The following is a 15,491-nucleotide window of genomic DNA, read 5'->3' on the forward strand; positions in this document are numbered from 1 at the left end:
CCGCCCGAACGAGCACCTACCCGCTTCAGCCTCCCGTCCCCCAAAGCCGTGGCAGCGCCCCTCCCGGCAATCCGCGCTCCACCCCTTCCTTCTACGGGAACGCCTCCCCGCCGCGCCCAGCACCTCTGCACCTGCCCCTCGGAACCCTGGCACCGGCCGCGCCGACCGACCAGTGGCGTCCACAAGTGGCGGCGACCAGCCATGGCGTCGCGCGTCGCGGCAACTCGCATCCCACTCCTGCGTCTGCACCAGCGTGTCTCGTACAGTGACCAGCGCCCACCCCGTATCTGGTTCTCGCCGGCCCGGCGGCAAGTGCGGGTGCTCTGCCCTCTCACCGGCCACACACTGGCCACTGGTCGCGACACTCCCGGCCAGCAAGTCACACCCAGCCCTTGTTCGCACGCCTCCGGTCGTGACCAGCGCTTCGCTATGCATCTCGTCGAGCAGCGCGAACGACAGGTCGAGCAACGCGGCGGGGAGTCGTTGACGCCGCGCAACAGCACGCCCTGATTGCGGATGTCGCGGATGCCGTACTACCTGTACATGCGACATGATCCCCAACAGCGAGCACTGGCGGCTCGCGGTCTGGATCTTGTGTCCCCGGCGCGGTGGGTGGGGAACGCCGGTCCTCCCACCAATCAACCTGAGCAATTGTGGTTGTGCGGTCCGGGAGTCCTCACTCCACCTCGTCGCCTGCACCCGCACATCTCCGGGCGTGACTGGCACTTCACTCGGCACGTGGCCCTTGCTGCCCTGGGCGGTTGGTGCGGAGACCTGCGGTCCGCTCACCGGCCACGTCGACCAGCTGAGTCGGCGTCCAAGTCCGGAGCGCCTCGGACCTTCGTCTGTACAGGAGAAACACGGGGACGTGCAGCGCGGTCTCTGTGAATTCGGCTACGGCGGCGTCGTTCCGCTGGTGGGGAAGCTCTGTGGGACGGGCTGTTCACATCTTGGGGCGCCGTTGCTGGCGCTGAGACGCGCGGGATAGCGGGTGGCGCGACGAGGATCTGGGGTGCGCGGGCCTGATGGCTGCCTTCGGGGCTGTCGGTCAGGCGAGCGTGTCCGGTCCAGCCTCCCTACCCCCTGTGGAGAAAGGCCGGACCGGGCACGCTCTAGCTGTGCTGACGGCTGGTGCTCCAGCCGTCGTGGGACCGTGTGTCACCGGTCCCAGGGGTGGTCACGATCGCTTGCCGTTGCCGGATGCCGGCTGGGCGCCTACGGCGACCTTCCATAGGGCGTAGGCGATCGCGTCGGAGCAGCGGTCGAGTGCGGTCGTGTTGACGTTGCTGGGGTAGCTGTCGCAGGACTGGTGGTAGCACCGGTCGAACGCCTGGTTGGCGGTGCCGCCCCACTTCTGCGCCTGGGCAGCGGTCTTGCGTGCCGGAGCGCCGGTGAACAGGAACGTCGTGGCGATCCCGGCGTTGCGGAACGAGCCGTCGTCACTGCAGCACTCGGCGACCTCTTCTGTCGGCACGTTAATCGAGTCGAAGTACTCCTTCAGGTTCTTCGCCAGCGGCGAGTTGATGTCGTCGATGAAGTAGCCCGGGTTCGGCGAGCCGACCATGTCGAAGTTGAAATAGCCCTTGATCTTCGTCCGGTCGGTTGCCGACAGGCGGCTCACGTAGTACTTCGAACCGCGCAGGCCCTGCTCCTCGTCCGTCCACCAGGCGAACCGCACGTGGTTGAGCATGGTGGGCTTGGACTGGGCGAGCTGGAGCGCTACCTCCAGCTGGGCCGCGGACCCGGTGCCGTTGTCGTTGATGCCCGGACCCGCCGCGACGCTGTCGAGGTGGGCGCCGAACATGTAGACGTTGTTGTCGTTGCCGCCGGGCCAGTCGGCGATCAGGTTGGGCCCGGCTCCGCCGCTGCATCCGGACGCGCAGGCCTGGCGGGCCACGGTGAACCCGGCGGCCTTCAACTTCTGCTCGATGTAGGACACCGACGCGGTGTAGCCGGGGCCCGTGGAGCGGCGATTGCCGCCGTTGCTGCTGGCGATGGTCTGGAACTGCTGCAGGTGTGCCTTGACGCTCTCGACGTTGATGTCAGGCGGTGCCGCCGCTTTTGGGGTACCGCCCCCGACCGTGTAGGCGGTGGCCTCGTTCGCTCCTGGGGTGCAGGTCGGCTCACCGGACTGCGCGCCGAGCTGGACGGCGTCCCAGGCCGCCTTGACCTTGTTGAACGACGCGCAGGTGGCGTCGAGGTTCTTCGCCGCGGTGAGCGTCAGCGTGCGGTACCGGCCGTAGCTGGTGCCGGACGTCTTGAGCATCATCGCGTTGTAGAAGATCTTCGCGGCGTTCATGACGCCGATCCCCGTCAGCTGGCCGCCCTGGCAGACCGGGCTGTTCGGCTTGCCGCCACCCGGCTGGGAGCCCTCGGCGAGCAGGTAGAACCAGTGGTTGCCCGGCCCGGCCGCCTTGTGCACCTCCATCCGCGGAACGGACGACGAGTAGCAGTTCGGGTCGTTGTTGACCTGCGACGGGTTGTACATGTTGCGGATCGGGCCCCGCCCGACCAGGTCGACCAGCTCACCGACGAGGTAGTCCGGAGTGTCGGCCGGGTTGTTGATGGCGTGCTCTACGACCGCGCCCCACACGTCTCCGACGAACTCCTGGGTGCCGCCGCCGGACATGCCGCCGGGGGTGAAGTTGTCGAGCCCGTGACCGAACTCGTGGGCCACCACGTCGGTCGAGGTGAGCCACTGGTTGCGCTGGTTGTGGCCGAACTGGGCGTCGGTGCCGTTCCAGTAGGCGTTGACGGCGTTGAGGCCGACCCTCGCCGGGGCCCATTGGTTGTTCCGCAGGCCGGTGCGCCCGAAGGACTTCAGCAGGTCCCAGAAAGCGGCGGAGGAGTACATGACGTCCACGCAGCCGGATTCCTTGTCGGTCTTGGACGCGCTGCCCCAGACGTCGTCCGGGCCGGTGAAGATCCGGTTGCCGCTGTAGTCGGCGCAGGTCAGGCCGGCCCGGTTCGGGTCCCGCATGGAGTAGGTGCTGCCGGACTGGGTCGTCCCGATGGTCAGGTTCGGGCCGCCCCAGATGCCGGTGCCCGTACCCGCCTGGATGGTCTCCTGCGCGTCGAACCGCTTGCCGGTCAGCGCGTCGATGTAGACCTTCTTCCGGCTCGGCTGCTCGCCGTCCCGCCCGGACACGACCGTCTCCCACGCCAGCCTGGGCTTGGTCAGGGCGTGCACGACAAGGCGCGGCTTGAGCTCGGCCTTGTCCGGCTTGGTCAGCGCGGTGCGGGAGCGCCCCGCGGCGGCGGTCTCGCTCACCTTCGGGGTGGTTCCGACCGTGATCTGCTGATTCTGCGCCACCGAGAGGGTGCGGACGCGGCCCTTCCCGTCGGTGGCGATCACGAAGTCGCCGCCGACCACGGGAAGCCCGTGGTAAGTGCGCTCATAGGCGACGTAGTACTGGTCCCACGGGGTGCCGACCACCTGGGTCCGGATGTACTTCTCGTCCTTTCCCGTGTACAGGTCGGCGGCGTTCCCGGCGATCAGCCGGTCCGCCGACGCCATCGCGGCCGCCTTCGGATCGGCGCTGGGGCCTCGACTGCCTCCGGTGGACGTCATGGCCGGAGCAGCCATGCCCGTCACCGCGAGTGCGGCGACCACCGTGGTCACCAGGAGATGATTTCTGCGTTTCACAGCCGCATGCCTCCATCAGGGCGGGGGTGAGGCCGCCCCGCGGGGGCGGGGCGGCGGCTGACGCGACGACGGACCGGGGGAGTGGCGGCGCGCACACGGTTTGGGGAGCTGTGCGGCGCGCGTGGCCGGCCATCGCGTCCTGCAAAGACGAGATTGACACCTCATGAACGCGTGGGGACCATCACATTTGGTCATAAGTTCGCGCTATGTAGGCTGAACTGCGTCGTTTCCACTTACTTGGCCAAATTGTTGTGATGTCCAGCCTCATGCGTGCCATTGTCGATCTGAACGTCTCCTATCCCGCACCGAGTGACAACTCTTGGTATCGAATAAACGTTCGATTGGTTGGCGTTCTGGCGCGTCGTCGAGGGTGATCTGCGGTGATGAGGCCGAGGGTGCCGACGCGGCCCTCGACAGCGTCACGCCCTTGACCTCGCCGTTTGGCGCTTTCATCCGTGCTTGCGGGACCCTTTTCGGACGTGGACGGCCTGCTTGCCACCGGCGACGATGTCCAGAGCGGGGAACCGGTCTCCAGGCCCGGAAGGACATCGTCGAAGTCGGCATCGCGGGTGCTCAGTGCCGAGGTCGAGGGACGGTGTCGCCCGCGCATGGGACCGTTCCGCAGCACGTGTCCGAGGAGAACTGGGCTTTTGGCTGTCGCGGTATGCGGAGCAGTCGCGCGGGCTCGGCAGCGGCGGCGGGTCGCGACTTCCGGTACGTGGGCGGTGCGCAAGGCGACCCGGTACCGGCGGATGTCAGGTGGGGACGGGGTGGTCGGGTTCGCAGCTGAGGAGTTCGTGCAGGACGGGCGGGAGCTCGTCCCAGAGCCATTCGTTGAGCGTGCCGGGGAAGTCCGCCGGCGGTCGGATGGCGAGACGGCTGGGGGCCGCCTCCGTCAGGCGTATCGAGATGGGCCCGTCGTCCCAGATCGAGTCGTTGCTCCCCCAGTACGCCGCGAAGTCGGCGCTCGTGAGCATCAGCTCGGCGGGCAGGGTGTGCTCGCCCGGGTGCCTGCCCAGGGGTAGCAGCCGTTGCGCGGTCGTTCGGAGGACGTTGAGCGCGGCCAGGTCATGCGGGCAGGCGACGCCGGTGATCTCCAGTTCGGGCAGCCCGAACCGGTGCAGGCCGCGGGTGGCGAGGTCGACGCAGGCGCAGCCGTCGATGTCGTCCTCCTTGGCCGTGCAGAGGCCGGAGTTCCGGTAGGGCGGCGGCGAGGCGCCGAGCCAGTTGTCGGCGAGGACGAACTCGTCGAAGCGCCCGAACGGCGTGACGGGCAGGACCTCGTTGGCGGCGACGTCCACGGGGACGCCGCAAAGCGACTCGGCGACGGCCATGGCGGCGGCGCGCGCCAGATGCGGCCCCGACGGGAGGTCGCTGACCGGTAGGACGGACGTGACGCCGACATGTCGTGTCGCCTGCCGGACCCGGTCGGCGTCATCTTCGTCGGCACCCGTCACGCCGCTGAGATCCCACGGCGAGTCGGCGGCGCGGTGGCAGGTCACCATGAGCCGGGGACTGCCGAGGCGGATCGACACCGCTGCGGCGAACGGGCCGGGGAGCCGTTGCCGGATCGCCGCCGGAAGGTCGCCGGGATCCCTGTCGGTGGCGACGACGAAGCCGGCGGTCGTCTCTTCGGGAACGGTGATCGTGACGGACATGGCGCTCTCCTCGGGCCTTGAACCGGCTGGTGCAGTCCAGCTTCGAGGAGACTCACGAGCGGAAGAAGGGAAATCGCGTCCTGTGGATAACCCCTCGGGGAACTATCGGAAATGTCGGAATAAAGGTGGTCAGAAAGCGCAGGGGAGGACCTTGATTCCGTTGATGAAGCTGCTGCGTTGCCTGACCGGCGCGTCCGTGGCGTGAAGGTTCGGGAGACGCGTGTACAGCTCGCGTAGCAGCACGGTGACCTCGCGGCGGGCGAGGTGGGCTCCGAGGCAGAAATGCGGTCCGGGGGACCCGAATCCCACATGCGGGTTGGGGGAGCGCGTGATGTCGAACAGGTGGGGATCCTTGAACACGTTCTCGTCCCGGTTGGCCGAGTTGTAGTAGAGGATTACGCGGTCACCGGAACGGTAGACGTGGCCCTGCAGTTCGTAGTCGCGGGACAGGGTGCGGCGCATCCACGTCACTGGCGAGGCATAGCGGACGATCTCCTCGACGGCGCTCGGCAGGCGTCCGTCCAGGTCTGCGACGAGGACGTCCCTCTGGGCGGCGTGCTCGGTGAGCAGGGCGACGGCGTGCGAGAGCGCGTTCCGGGTCGTCTCGTTGCCGGCGATGACGAGCAGCGAGAAGAAGCGTCCGAGGTCACGGTCGTTGAGGGCCTCGCCGTCCACGTTCGCGCTCGTCAGCGCGGTGACCAGGTCGTCGGCGGGTTTCTCGCGGCGCAAGCGGCCGAGGTCGGCCATGAGCCCGTGCAAGTATGAGAACTTCTCCGCGAGGACGGTCGGACGGTCCCTGCCGTCCGCGCTGACGTGGTCCGGGTCACCGACGGCCAGGATGACGTTAGTGGCGTCGATGACGTCGTCGTACTCCGAGTCCGGGATTCCCATCATCGAGCAGATGATTTGCAGGGGCATCGGCATGGCGACGTGCTCGACGAAGTCGCACGGTCCCCGCTCGGCCAGCTCGTCCACGATGCGGCGCGCAAGGGCGGCGACGTCTCCCGTCACCCTTTCGACAAGCCGTGGCGTGAACGAGCGGGAGACGATTCGCCGGAGCCTGGCGTGTCGCGGATCGTCCATGCTGATCATGGAGCCGACGTACTCGGTGAGCTGCGGCGGCGGATCGACGAGGCTGACGGCGGTGGGCGCGGAGCTGAACACCTCGGGTTTCCGGCTCGCCTCGGCCACCTGCTCGTACCGGGTCAGGGCGTAGAACCCGGGTCCCTCAGGGAGGGGACAGAACACCGGCCTGTCCTCCGCCCGGAGCTCGGTGAAGAAATCGTCCCGCTCGGCTTGGGGTTTCGCCCAGAAATCAAGGCTCGACAGATTCTGCTCGACAAGGGAGGGCATTCGTGGGAGCCGCCTTCCGTTGGGAGTCGCCGTCTTCAGGCTAACCCCGGACACCGCGGAACGCAGTCAAGAGCGGACGGGTTAACGAACCCGCCCGCCCTGCACGAGACGACGTGAGCGGCTCCTGTCGGTGAGGCCGCGTGGAGGAGACCCGGTCAGCGGGCGGACGGCTCCACGTAGTGACGCTCTCCCGGTCCCACGTACACCTGGCGCGGACGACCGATCTTGGTGGACGGGTCGTTCATCATCTCGCGCCACTGCGCGATCCAGCCGGGCAGCCGCCCGAGCGCGAACAGCACGGTGAACGCGTTGGTCGGGAAACCCATCGCCTTGTAGATGACGCCGGTGTAGAAGTCCACGTTCGGGTACAGCTTGCGCTCGACGAAGTAGTCGTCGCTCAGCGCGACCTCCTCCAGACGCATGGCGAGGTCCAGCAGCGGGTCGGATTTGCCGAGGGCGTCCAGGACCTTGCCCGTCGCCTTCTTCACGACAGCGGCGCGCGGGTCGTAATTGCGGTAGACGCGGTGCCCGAAACCCATCAGCTTGACGCCGGGCTCCTTACGCTTGACGCGCTCTACGAACGAGTCGATGTCGTCGCCGCTCTCGTGAATGCGCTCCAGCATCTCAAGGACGGCCTGATTGGCGCCGCCGTGCAGAGGGCCGAACAGCGCGTCCACGCCTGCGGACACCGACGAGAAAAGGTTCGCCTGGCTGGACCCGACCAGCCGCACGGTGGACGTCGAACAGTTCTGCTCGTGGTCGGCATGCAGCACGAACAGCATGTCGAGGACGCGCACGATCTCAGGGTCGATCTCGTACGGCTGCGTTGGGAGCCCGAAAGTCATGCGCAGGAAGTTCTCGATGTAACCCAGGGAGTTGTCCGGATACAGAAGCGGCTGGCCGTTGGACGTCTTGTACGCGTAGGCCGCGATGGTGGGGAGCTTGGCGATGAGCCGGACACTGGACTGGTCGACCTGCTCCGGGTCGAACGGGTCCAAGCTGTCCTGGTAGAACGTCGACAGTGCGCTGACCGCGGACGACAGCACCGCCATGGGGTGCGCCCTACGCGGGAACGCGGAAAAGAACGCGCGGAACTTCTCGTCCAGCAGCGTGTGGTTACGGACCTGGTCGGTGAACTCGCTCAGCTGGTCGGGCGTGGGCAGCTCGCCGTAGATGAGCAGGTAGGCGACCTCAAGGAAGGACGACTTCTCCGCCAGCTCCTCGATGGGGTAGCCCCGGTAGCGCAGGATGCCCGCCTCACCGTCGATGTAGGTGATCGCCGACGTGGTGGACGCGGTGTTGGTGAAGCCGGGGTCGAGGGTGACGTGACCGGTCTCCTTGAGAAGGCTGCCCACGACCAGTCCCGAGGGGCCCTCAGTCGACTCGGTCACCTCCAGAGGCATCCGGCCGCCCGCGTGGCCCAGCTCGAAATCCGACATGCGCGCTCACTCCCAACTGCGTCCCACACCTGCGTAGACGTTCCGTTCATCATCGTATCCACGTGATCACCGGCGCTTTTCAGTGGCCGCCTCGTTGACGGCGGGCACGTGCGGGTGCTCCGGTGGAACCATGACCCGTCACAGCGCCACCGAGCTCGCCGCCCGCGCCCGCCGGGAGATCGCGGACGCGACGACCCAGAACCGCTTCATCGACCTGCTGGAATCAGGCGACATGCCCAGGGAACGCCTGGTCTGGCTGGCCGGAGAGGAGTACCGGATCGTCAGCAGCGACCGGCGCAGTTTCGCGCTGCTGGCCGCGCGGTTCCCCGAAGGGCCGTCCGGCGAGCTGTTCCTCGGGCTCGCCCAAGGCGAGTGCAAGGCGCTGAAGCTCCTCGGCGACTTCGCAGCCGCACTCGGCGAAAGTGACGAGAATCTCAGCGCCTACGAGCCGAAGCCGTTCGCGCAGGTCTATCCGGCCTACCTTGCGCAGAGGGCGGCGTTCGGAACAGCAAGCGAAGTCGCCCTCGCCATGCTGGCCAACCTGGAGGAGTGGGGCGGCTACTGTGCCCGTACTGCGAAAGCCCTCCGCACCCACTACGGCTTCGGCGAGGCGGACGTCGGCTTCTTCACGTTCTTCGCCGAGTCGCCGCCCGGCTTCGTGGAACAGGCCTTGGAGGTCATCGCGTCCGGTCTCGCCTCCGGCGACGACCCGGAGGAGGCAGTCCGTGCCGCCCACCTCCTCCACACATACGAGACCGCCTTCTGGGACGCGCTAGCGGAGGGTCTTTCCTGAGCCGTTACGGGTGCGGTTCCCGGAGAGTCGGTAGCTCGGCCGTGATTTCGACGAGCGTCCGTTCCTGCGCGCCGATCAACTGCTCCACGTCTACGGGCGGCCACTCTTCGCCGTAGTGAGCGTCCAGCAGTGTGGAAAGGGCGACGAGGACCTGCTCCGGCGAAGGACGTTCTGCAGGATCCTTCACCAGGCAGCGCGTCACCAGCCCGCGCATAGGGTCGGGCAACCGAGCGAGGTCAGGTACACCATGGACGATCCGTGCGCGCACCTTGTGGCCCGTCCCGAACGGCGCCGCACCAGTGACCGCGTACACAAGGGTCGAGCCAAGGGAGAACACATCGCTCTCGGCCGCGACGGGATCGCCGAGGGCCTGCTCCGGTGACATGTACGCCGGCGTCCCCAGAATCTCCGTTTTCGACAGGGGCAATGCGTCGAGGGGCCGTGCGATGCCGAAGTCGATGACCCTCGGCCCGTCCGAGGCCAGCAGGACGTTCGACGGCTTCAGATCCCTGTGGACGATCCCCGCCCGATGGATCGCGATCAGAGCCTCGGCCAGCCCCGCGCCCAGCCGGCAGGCGGCCTGTTCGCGGAGCGGCCCCTTCTCCTGGACGACGGTGGAGAGACTTACGCCCCGGATGTACTGCGTCGCCAGCCACGGCTGGTCCGCGTCCGGATCGGCGTCGACGACGGGTGCCGTGTAGAAGCCGCTGACCGACTGCGCAGAAGTCACTTCACGGCGGAATCTCGCCCTCCATCTGGGGTCGTCCAGGAGTTCCGGCCGGATGACCTTCACCGCTACCAGCCGTCTGCTCTGCGACGCCCCGAGGAACACCTCGCCCATCCCGCCGGAGCCGAGCCGCGCGACCACGCGGTAAGGGCCGATCATTTCCGGAAGCTCTGACTGCATGGGTATCCGATCGTGCTGGGGCGGGCTCAATCGTCCCATGCACTCGCCGCTCATCCGGCCGAACGGCTCGTCACGTCCAGGGGAGGGCGCTCCGTTCGGCCCAGTAGATTTCCGGGGGGACGCTCAGGCGGGCCGTCTCTACGAGGTCATTCTCATCAAGCGACACTTCTGCCGCGGCCAGGTTGGCGTCCAACTGGGCGGGACTGACCGCGCCTATGAGCACCGTGTCTGCCCACGGCCTACTAAGACGACATCTCATTTGGTGAGTCGGCGGTGGCAGATGAGTGTGGCGGCGATCCCGACGAAGGCCAGGAAGTGCTCGGCCTTTCGCTCATAGCGGCGATGCAGACGACGGCAGCCCTTCAGCCAGGACACCGTCCGCTCCACCACCCAGCGGTACCGACCCAATCGCTGTGAGGACTCGATGCCACGGCGGGCGATGCGCGGAGTGATGCCGCGCTGACGCAGCCAGCGCCGCAGGTCGGCGAAGTCGTAGCCCTTGTCGCCGTGCAGCTTGTCAGGACGCCGTCGGCGCGGCCCGCGCCGCGAGCGGATCGGCGCGATGCCCCGCACCAGCGGCTCCAGGGCGAGTTTGTCGTGGGTGTTGGCCGCCGATATCCCGACAGACAGGGGCAGCCCGGCACGGTCGACCAGCAGATGGATTTTCGCCCCACGCTTGCCACGGTCGACAGGATTCGGGCCGGTCAGCTCCCCCCTTTGCTCGCCCGGACACTGACCGAGTCGATCGCACACCGCGACCAGTCCAACTCCCCACGGGCACCCAACTCGTCCAGTACCAGGCGGTGCAGCTTGGCCCAGACCCGCGCCGCACTCCACTCGGTGAAGCGGCGGTGCGCAGTGGGACCGGACGGACCGAACACCGGTGGCAACTGCTGCCAGGTGCAGCCGGTGGTGGCCACGAAGATGATCGCGGCCAGGACCTCCCGGTCCCCATACCGCCGCCGGCCGCCGCCCTGCGGCCGGGTCGGAGCAGGTGGCACCACCCGCTGGAACAGCTCCCACAACTCCCCGGGCACCAACCGCTCAACCATCTCCACGAACGGTAGGCTACCGCCGACTCACCAAATGAGATGTCGTCTAAGAGCAGCGGCAAGCGCCAGAGCATCCGGCTGGACGGGCTTCCTGGCCGCCACAGTCTGCATAGCCGCGGGCGGCTGTGTGGCGAGCCTTCCGTTGGCGAGGACTTCCTTGAGCAGTACGTGCAGGCCCGCATCGTGCGCTTCCCGTAGGGCTTCCCCAGCAGAGGTCTCTAGGACGTTCCAGGTTGACTGAACGGTGCTGAAAAGACGCTGCCCCGACACTTCCAGCGCTGCCGCGCGACGGATCGTGTCGGCCTGCCCCGGCCCCGATGTCGAGAAGCCGATGCGGACACCGTCCGCAGATGCTTCGGCAAGAGCCGCCTGCAGTCGCACGTCCTGGAACAAAGGGCTTTCTTCGGTGAGCGAATGCACTTGGTAGACGGACAGATATTCGTCCAGAAAAGCGCGAGTCTCTTCGTACTGGGTCCGGTAACGGCCGAGACTGTGCTCCTTCACCTCGTGCACTGGCGCGTCAGTCTTCCATTCACCGACGTAGGTGTATCCCCACTTACTCGAGACCGTCACGTCGTCAGGGCCTCGTGCGGTGAGCCAACCACCGAGGAACTCCTCAGCCCTGCCGTACGACCGCGCCACGTCCACCCATCGGATACCGGCGGCGTAGGCCGCGTCGAGAACGTCCCAGGTCGCTTCGCGCATCTGCTCCACGCTCCGGCCGGGTGGCAGTTCGTCCGCCCGGCCGACGTTGATGTACGCCGGACGCCCGAGCGCCGCCAACCCGATCCCGAGCCGATGTATCGCGTTCATCCTCACAGCCTGGCACGCCGCGCTTCCACCTCAAGCCACGAAATTCGCCGACAACACACGACAAATCACTCCGCCAAGTTATCCACAGGATCGCGTTCTGCTGAACTTGGCGGAACCTGTGGGCGAGGCTGTGTCGCGTCAAGGTCCGCTGTCGCAAGAAAGGCACGACAATGCCCGCACAGATCACTCGTGGCCAATTCGGGGGCCACCGGTTCGCCGCCCATCTCGGGCTCACCCGGTGGCAGATGCGCCTCGGCGTGGAGCACGGAATCCTGCCGGAACCCGATCTCGACGGTGACCGATGGTCCGCGGACCTCGCCGAGGAATGCCGGGGACTCGGCGAGCAGGTCATCGCCAGATTCGGCGACGATCCTCCGATCGGATCCGCCCGCGCGGCCGCCAGGCTGGCCGCGCGGCTGGGACTCGACGTCGAGCGGCGGGACATCGAGGTGCTGGTCGCCCAGGGAGATCTCAACTTCATCAGCAACTTCCGTGGATATCCGGTCTACCTCCTGCGCGACCTGGACCGGCTCGACCCCGCAGCCGTGCGATCGGTGGTCTCCGCCCGGAAGGGACCGCTGACCGAGACCGTTGACGCCGGCGGAGCGGCAATGATCCTCGCCTGGCCGCGGAAGACGTTCGACCGCATCGCCGCCGAACGCCACCTCGCGACAGACCAGCTCGGACGCTACGCACTCGCCGACGTCCGCGCGCTCGGCTCGGACGAGATCCTGGTGCGGCGGGTCGCCGACGAGAAACGCGAAACGGTCCTGAAAAGGACGCGCCGTTCCGAGACGAGGATGGAGGACGTCGTCCGCGGCTGGATGCTCCGCTGCGCCGCCTACCTGGACCGAGACGCCGACCAGCCACCGGACATCAGCTCCCTCAGCCGCGCGATCCGGGGCCTCACGTCCGTCAGGGCAGAGATCACAAGGCAGGAACGAACGCCGACGTAGACGGCGCCCATCCCGCTTGCCCCGCTCCCAGAACCCCACTGCTCAGCACGACCGACGTCCAACGACCAAATTGACCACCCACGCCGTGCCAGCGGACACGAGGCTCCAGGCGCCTCCCGAATCCAGGGCGTGCCTCCCATACAACTGTCTCGGCCGGAGAAGCGCTCAACACCCATCGGCATTCCGGCGCTGCTCACTGCGCCACTTGACCCAGATGTGCCCACCGCCTTCACACCGGAGCTTGAGATCTCGGCTACAGCTGGAGCGTCAGGAATGGGATGAAGGTCGGCCATCTCGTCACTCCATGGCCGCCTAATCGTCGGCACCGCTCCAGGTCACGAGATCTGATTGCTCCGTGCGGGGTGGCGCCGCTCCCCACGGGATGCGCGGCTGGACCGGCATCGGCCCAGCCGATGCGGGGCCGACTGCGACTGAACGCTCCTGGCTCCGCTGGACGTCCTAAAGGTCGGCTGGACGGCCGGGCCGCCGGGCATTCCCGGGATCGGCCGGGCCCGCCTTCTCGGTGGGCCGAATATTCCTTGGACTTGCTGGACGATCCTTGGATGGCTTGGCGCTCTGTGGGGCGGGCGGGACTGCGTTGAACGGGACGTTCTCCAGGACCGCCAGACGTAGGGTCGGGGTCGAGTTGGACATTCTGTGGGGCGGCTGGATACAGGACGGCTCAGCCGTTCTGCAGGTCGACTGGATACAGGTCGGATGGACGCCTTCTCCAAGTCGATCGGGTGTTCTGTTGTGAAGCGTCCCCTACGGGGTGGCGGTCCCGTCGGAGGCATGGACGGTCCTGGCCGCGCGGTAGACGCGGGTGACCTCGACGCCGAACCTGGCGTCCACGCCGTGCGAGGCGGTAGGCGGGGTGCGGTGGGTCGGTTGAGGCCGCGCCAACGCCCTGAGGTGCCGTTCCCCCGACGCCCCGAGGTGCCGTTCCCCCGACGCCCCGAGGTGCCGTTCCGCCGACGCCCCGAGGTGCCGGTCCCCTGACGCCCGAGGTGCCCGTTCCCCGGATGGTGGCGGCATTGGTGAAGCGATGGGTGGTGGGGTTCGGGGTGCTGTGGGTAATGGTGGTCAGGGGCGGCGTTGGGTGGAGCGGCGCTTGGAAGGGGATTTCTGGTCCTGTTGTTGGCGGGCCAGGGCTGCGAGGAGGCGGTCGCGGGCCTCGGTGCGGGATATCGCGGGGAGTCGCTCGGGGAGTGCGGAGGGCAGCGTCGAAGGAGCGTCGACCAGACCTTCGTCATCGATGGTGGCCCGATCTCCTGTCCAGGTGCCGAGGAGGATCGCGGAGAGGCCGCCGGGGTGCCGACCGAGGAGGGCTTCGATCCTCTCCGACTCCTCCGCGCAGTCGGCCACCAAGAGGAGGCGTCGTCCCTGTTCGGTGCCCGTGTTCTTGCGGATTGCGAGTTCGGTCTCCAGATAGGCCAGAGCGGCGTCGAGGTTGCCGGGAATGAAGAGGCCGGCGGTGTCGTCGTCGAGGAGTTCGTCCTCGCCGAGGCCGAAGAGGACGGTGGCGTCCGGCCGGGGGACGACTACGAGAGAGCTTTCGCTGTGCTCGTCGAGGGCGGTCAGGGCCAGGACCCGGGCCGTGGAGACGGCCCCTGGGCCTGTCAGTCCCGTGGCGGGAGCGGCGAACGGGTCGACAACGGGGTGATAGGTGAGCCGGGCGGGTGGCGCCGCTGTGGTCGTGGTCGAGGCCGCGGAGAACGCGGGCAACCCGGCGGCGGCGTAGATGCGGTGCCGGAACGGGTAGCAGATCGCCGCCGCGGCAGGCAGGAGGAGGCCGAGGAGCAGGACCGGTTGCAGCGAGGACGGGCGCGACTCGAGTTCCTGTGCCTGGCTGCGGGTCTGCGTCGGTGTCGGGGAGGAGACTTGGGGAGTTGCGGTCTTCGACTGCTTCGGCGTGGAGGGAGAGGTGCTCGGAGCGTCCGGCGCGGTGGGCCTGGCAGCGGGCTCTTTGGGCTGCTCTGACGACGGCGGCCATCGTCTGACCTTGAACTTCCAGTCGAAACGGTCGCCTCTGCGGGCGAATTCCCGACCGCGGCCTGATCGTCTGCGAGACCTCTCGTACATCGCCAGCCATGCCTCCTTGCACTTGTGGGCGCTGTGCCTGTCACCGACGATCACGGCGTGACGGCAGATCGGCGGTACCGACCTGCGCGGCTCGGGCGAGGCGGGGGTGACCGCGTCCGCTGGGGTGGCCACGCCAATGGAGATGGCACCGGCCAAGGCCGTATAACCCAAGATCCCGCCAGTGCAGCGAATCAAGTCGCTGATCATTACGGCAGGTATGGGTTGTGTGAGGAAACGGTTCATCTTCGCCCCGGGGGATCGCGTCGGTCACCGTGAGAATGCCGATCGTAGTCACTCCGGCTACGGAGCGTTGAGTAATGCGCGCAGTCGAATGGAAGATCATTCGGAGTCGACCCTGTCATCCCCAGATCGATATGACTGCCATATCCGAATTGCCCGATATTTTGCACCCGTGCTCATCGCATGGGCCACATGGCTGAGACAGGAAAGCAATCCGAGCAGTTGGCCTGACTACAGAGGATTTACCGGGGACGCGACTTGGAGATGTCCCCGTGACGAAGGGTGCGTGGACCTCGCAGGCGCCGATCTATCTCCGAGACCCTGCCGTGCACGGCCGGGTAGCGGCGCGGTGCCGTAAATCTCACTCGACGCTACCGACCACGACGTCCGCCCCCAGCCCGGAAACGCCGGTTGAGGTTGCCTGCCCATCCCGATAGTGCGGCGCCGGTCGTGCGGCAGGTTGGCGGCACCGCCTAGGGCGTGGTGGTTGGGGGTGTTGGTCGTGCGGCGACGTTGGCGGGATCGGCTGGGGCGTGGTGGTTGGGGGTGTGG

At 67.5% G+C, this 15,491-nt stretch carries 10 protein-coding genes; 2 read left to right on the plus strand and 8 right to left on the minus strand.

All coding sequences use genetic code 11. From position 1 onward, the window contains the following. Window positions 1-1,177: 1,177 nt before the first annotated feature. From E1287_RS10415 to E1287_RS10430, 4 genes are all read right to left on the minus strand, one after another. Window positions 1,178-3,622, minus strand: coding sequence for a M28 family peptidase (locus E1287_RS10415; RefSeq protein ID WP_207934123.1), 2,445 nt, complete (start codon window positions 3,620-3,622; stop codon window positions 1,178-1,180). Window positions 3,623-4,401: 779 nt separating this feature from the next. Next, window positions 4,402-5,304, minus strand: coding sequence for a hypothetical protein (locus E1287_RS10420; protein ID WP_131964660.1), 903 nt, complete (start codon window positions 5,302-5,304; stop codon window positions 4,402-4,404). A 129-nt stretch (window positions 5,305-5,433) separates the two neighbouring features. Continuing rightward, a complete protein-coding gene (locus E1287_RS10425; protein WP_131964661.1) occupies window positions 5,434-6,657 on the minus strand; it encodes a cytochrome P450 in 1,224 nt (407 codons plus the stop codon). 155 nt (window positions 6,658-6,812) lie between these two features. Beyond that, window positions 6,813-8,096 (minus strand): citrate synthase, encoded by a 1,284-nt coding sequence (locus E1287_RS10430; RefSeq protein WP_131964662.1) that lies wholly within the window; start codon window positions 8,094-8,096, stop codon window positions 6,813-6,815. Between the two features lie 130 nt (window positions 8,097-8,226). Between E1287_RS10430 and E1287_RS10435 the strand changes: the two genes are divergently transcribed. Further along, complete coding sequence (locus tag E1287_RS10435) at window positions 8,227-8,889, plus strand: transcriptional regulator (protein ID WP_131964663.1); 663 nt, start codon at window positions 8,227-8,229, stop codon at window positions 8,887-8,889. 4 nt (window positions 8,890-8,893) lie between these two features. Here the strand turns inward: E1287_RS10435 and E1287_RS10440 are convergent, their stop codons facing one another. The 3 genes from E1287_RS10440 to E1287_RS10450 all read right to left on the minus strand — a co-directional run bounded on the left by E1287_RS10440 (window position 8,894) and on the right by E1287_RS10450 (window position 11,661). Beyond that, window positions 8,894-9,775, minus strand: coding sequence for a serine/threonine-protein kinase (locus E1287_RS10440; protein ID WP_165968949.1), 882 nt, complete (start codon window positions 9,773-9,775; stop codon window positions 8,894-8,896). Window positions 9,776-10,051: 276 nt separating this feature from the next. After that, a protein-coding gene (locus tag E1287_RS10445; RefSeq protein WP_243718819.1) for an IS5 family transposase occupies window positions 10,052-10,848 on the minus strand; the annotation gives its coding sequence in 2 pieces (ribosomal slippage) (window positions 10,052-10,506 and window positions 10,506-10,848; 798 coding nt in all). Between the two features lie 27 nt (window positions 10,849-10,875). Continuing rightward, window positions 10,876-11,661 (minus strand): aldo/keto reductase, encoded by a 786-nt coding sequence (locus tag E1287_RS10450; protein ID WP_131964665.1) that lies wholly within the window; start codon window positions 11,659-11,661, stop codon window positions 10,876-10,878. 170 nt (window positions 11,662-11,831) lie between these two features. Between E1287_RS10450 and E1287_RS10455 the strand changes: the two genes are divergently transcribed. Then, entirely contained in the window at window positions 11,832-12,617 is a 786-nt protein-coding gene (locus tag E1287_RS10455; RefSeq protein WP_131964666.1) for a hypothetical protein, read from the plus strand. Between the two features lie 1,083 nt (window positions 12,618-13,700). Here the strand turns inward: E1287_RS10455 and E1287_RS10460 are convergent. Continuing rightward, window positions 13,701-14,906, minus strand: coding sequence for a hypothetical protein (locus E1287_RS10460; protein ID WP_131964667.1), 1,206 nt, complete (start codon window positions 14,904-14,906; stop codon window positions 13,701-13,703). Window positions 14,907-15,491 lie beyond the last annotated feature (585 nt).

The organism is Actinomadura sp. KC06 (assembly GCF_004348735.1).
Lineage (GTDB): Bacteria > Actinomycetota > Actinomycetes > Streptosporangiales > Streptosporangiaceae > Spirillospora.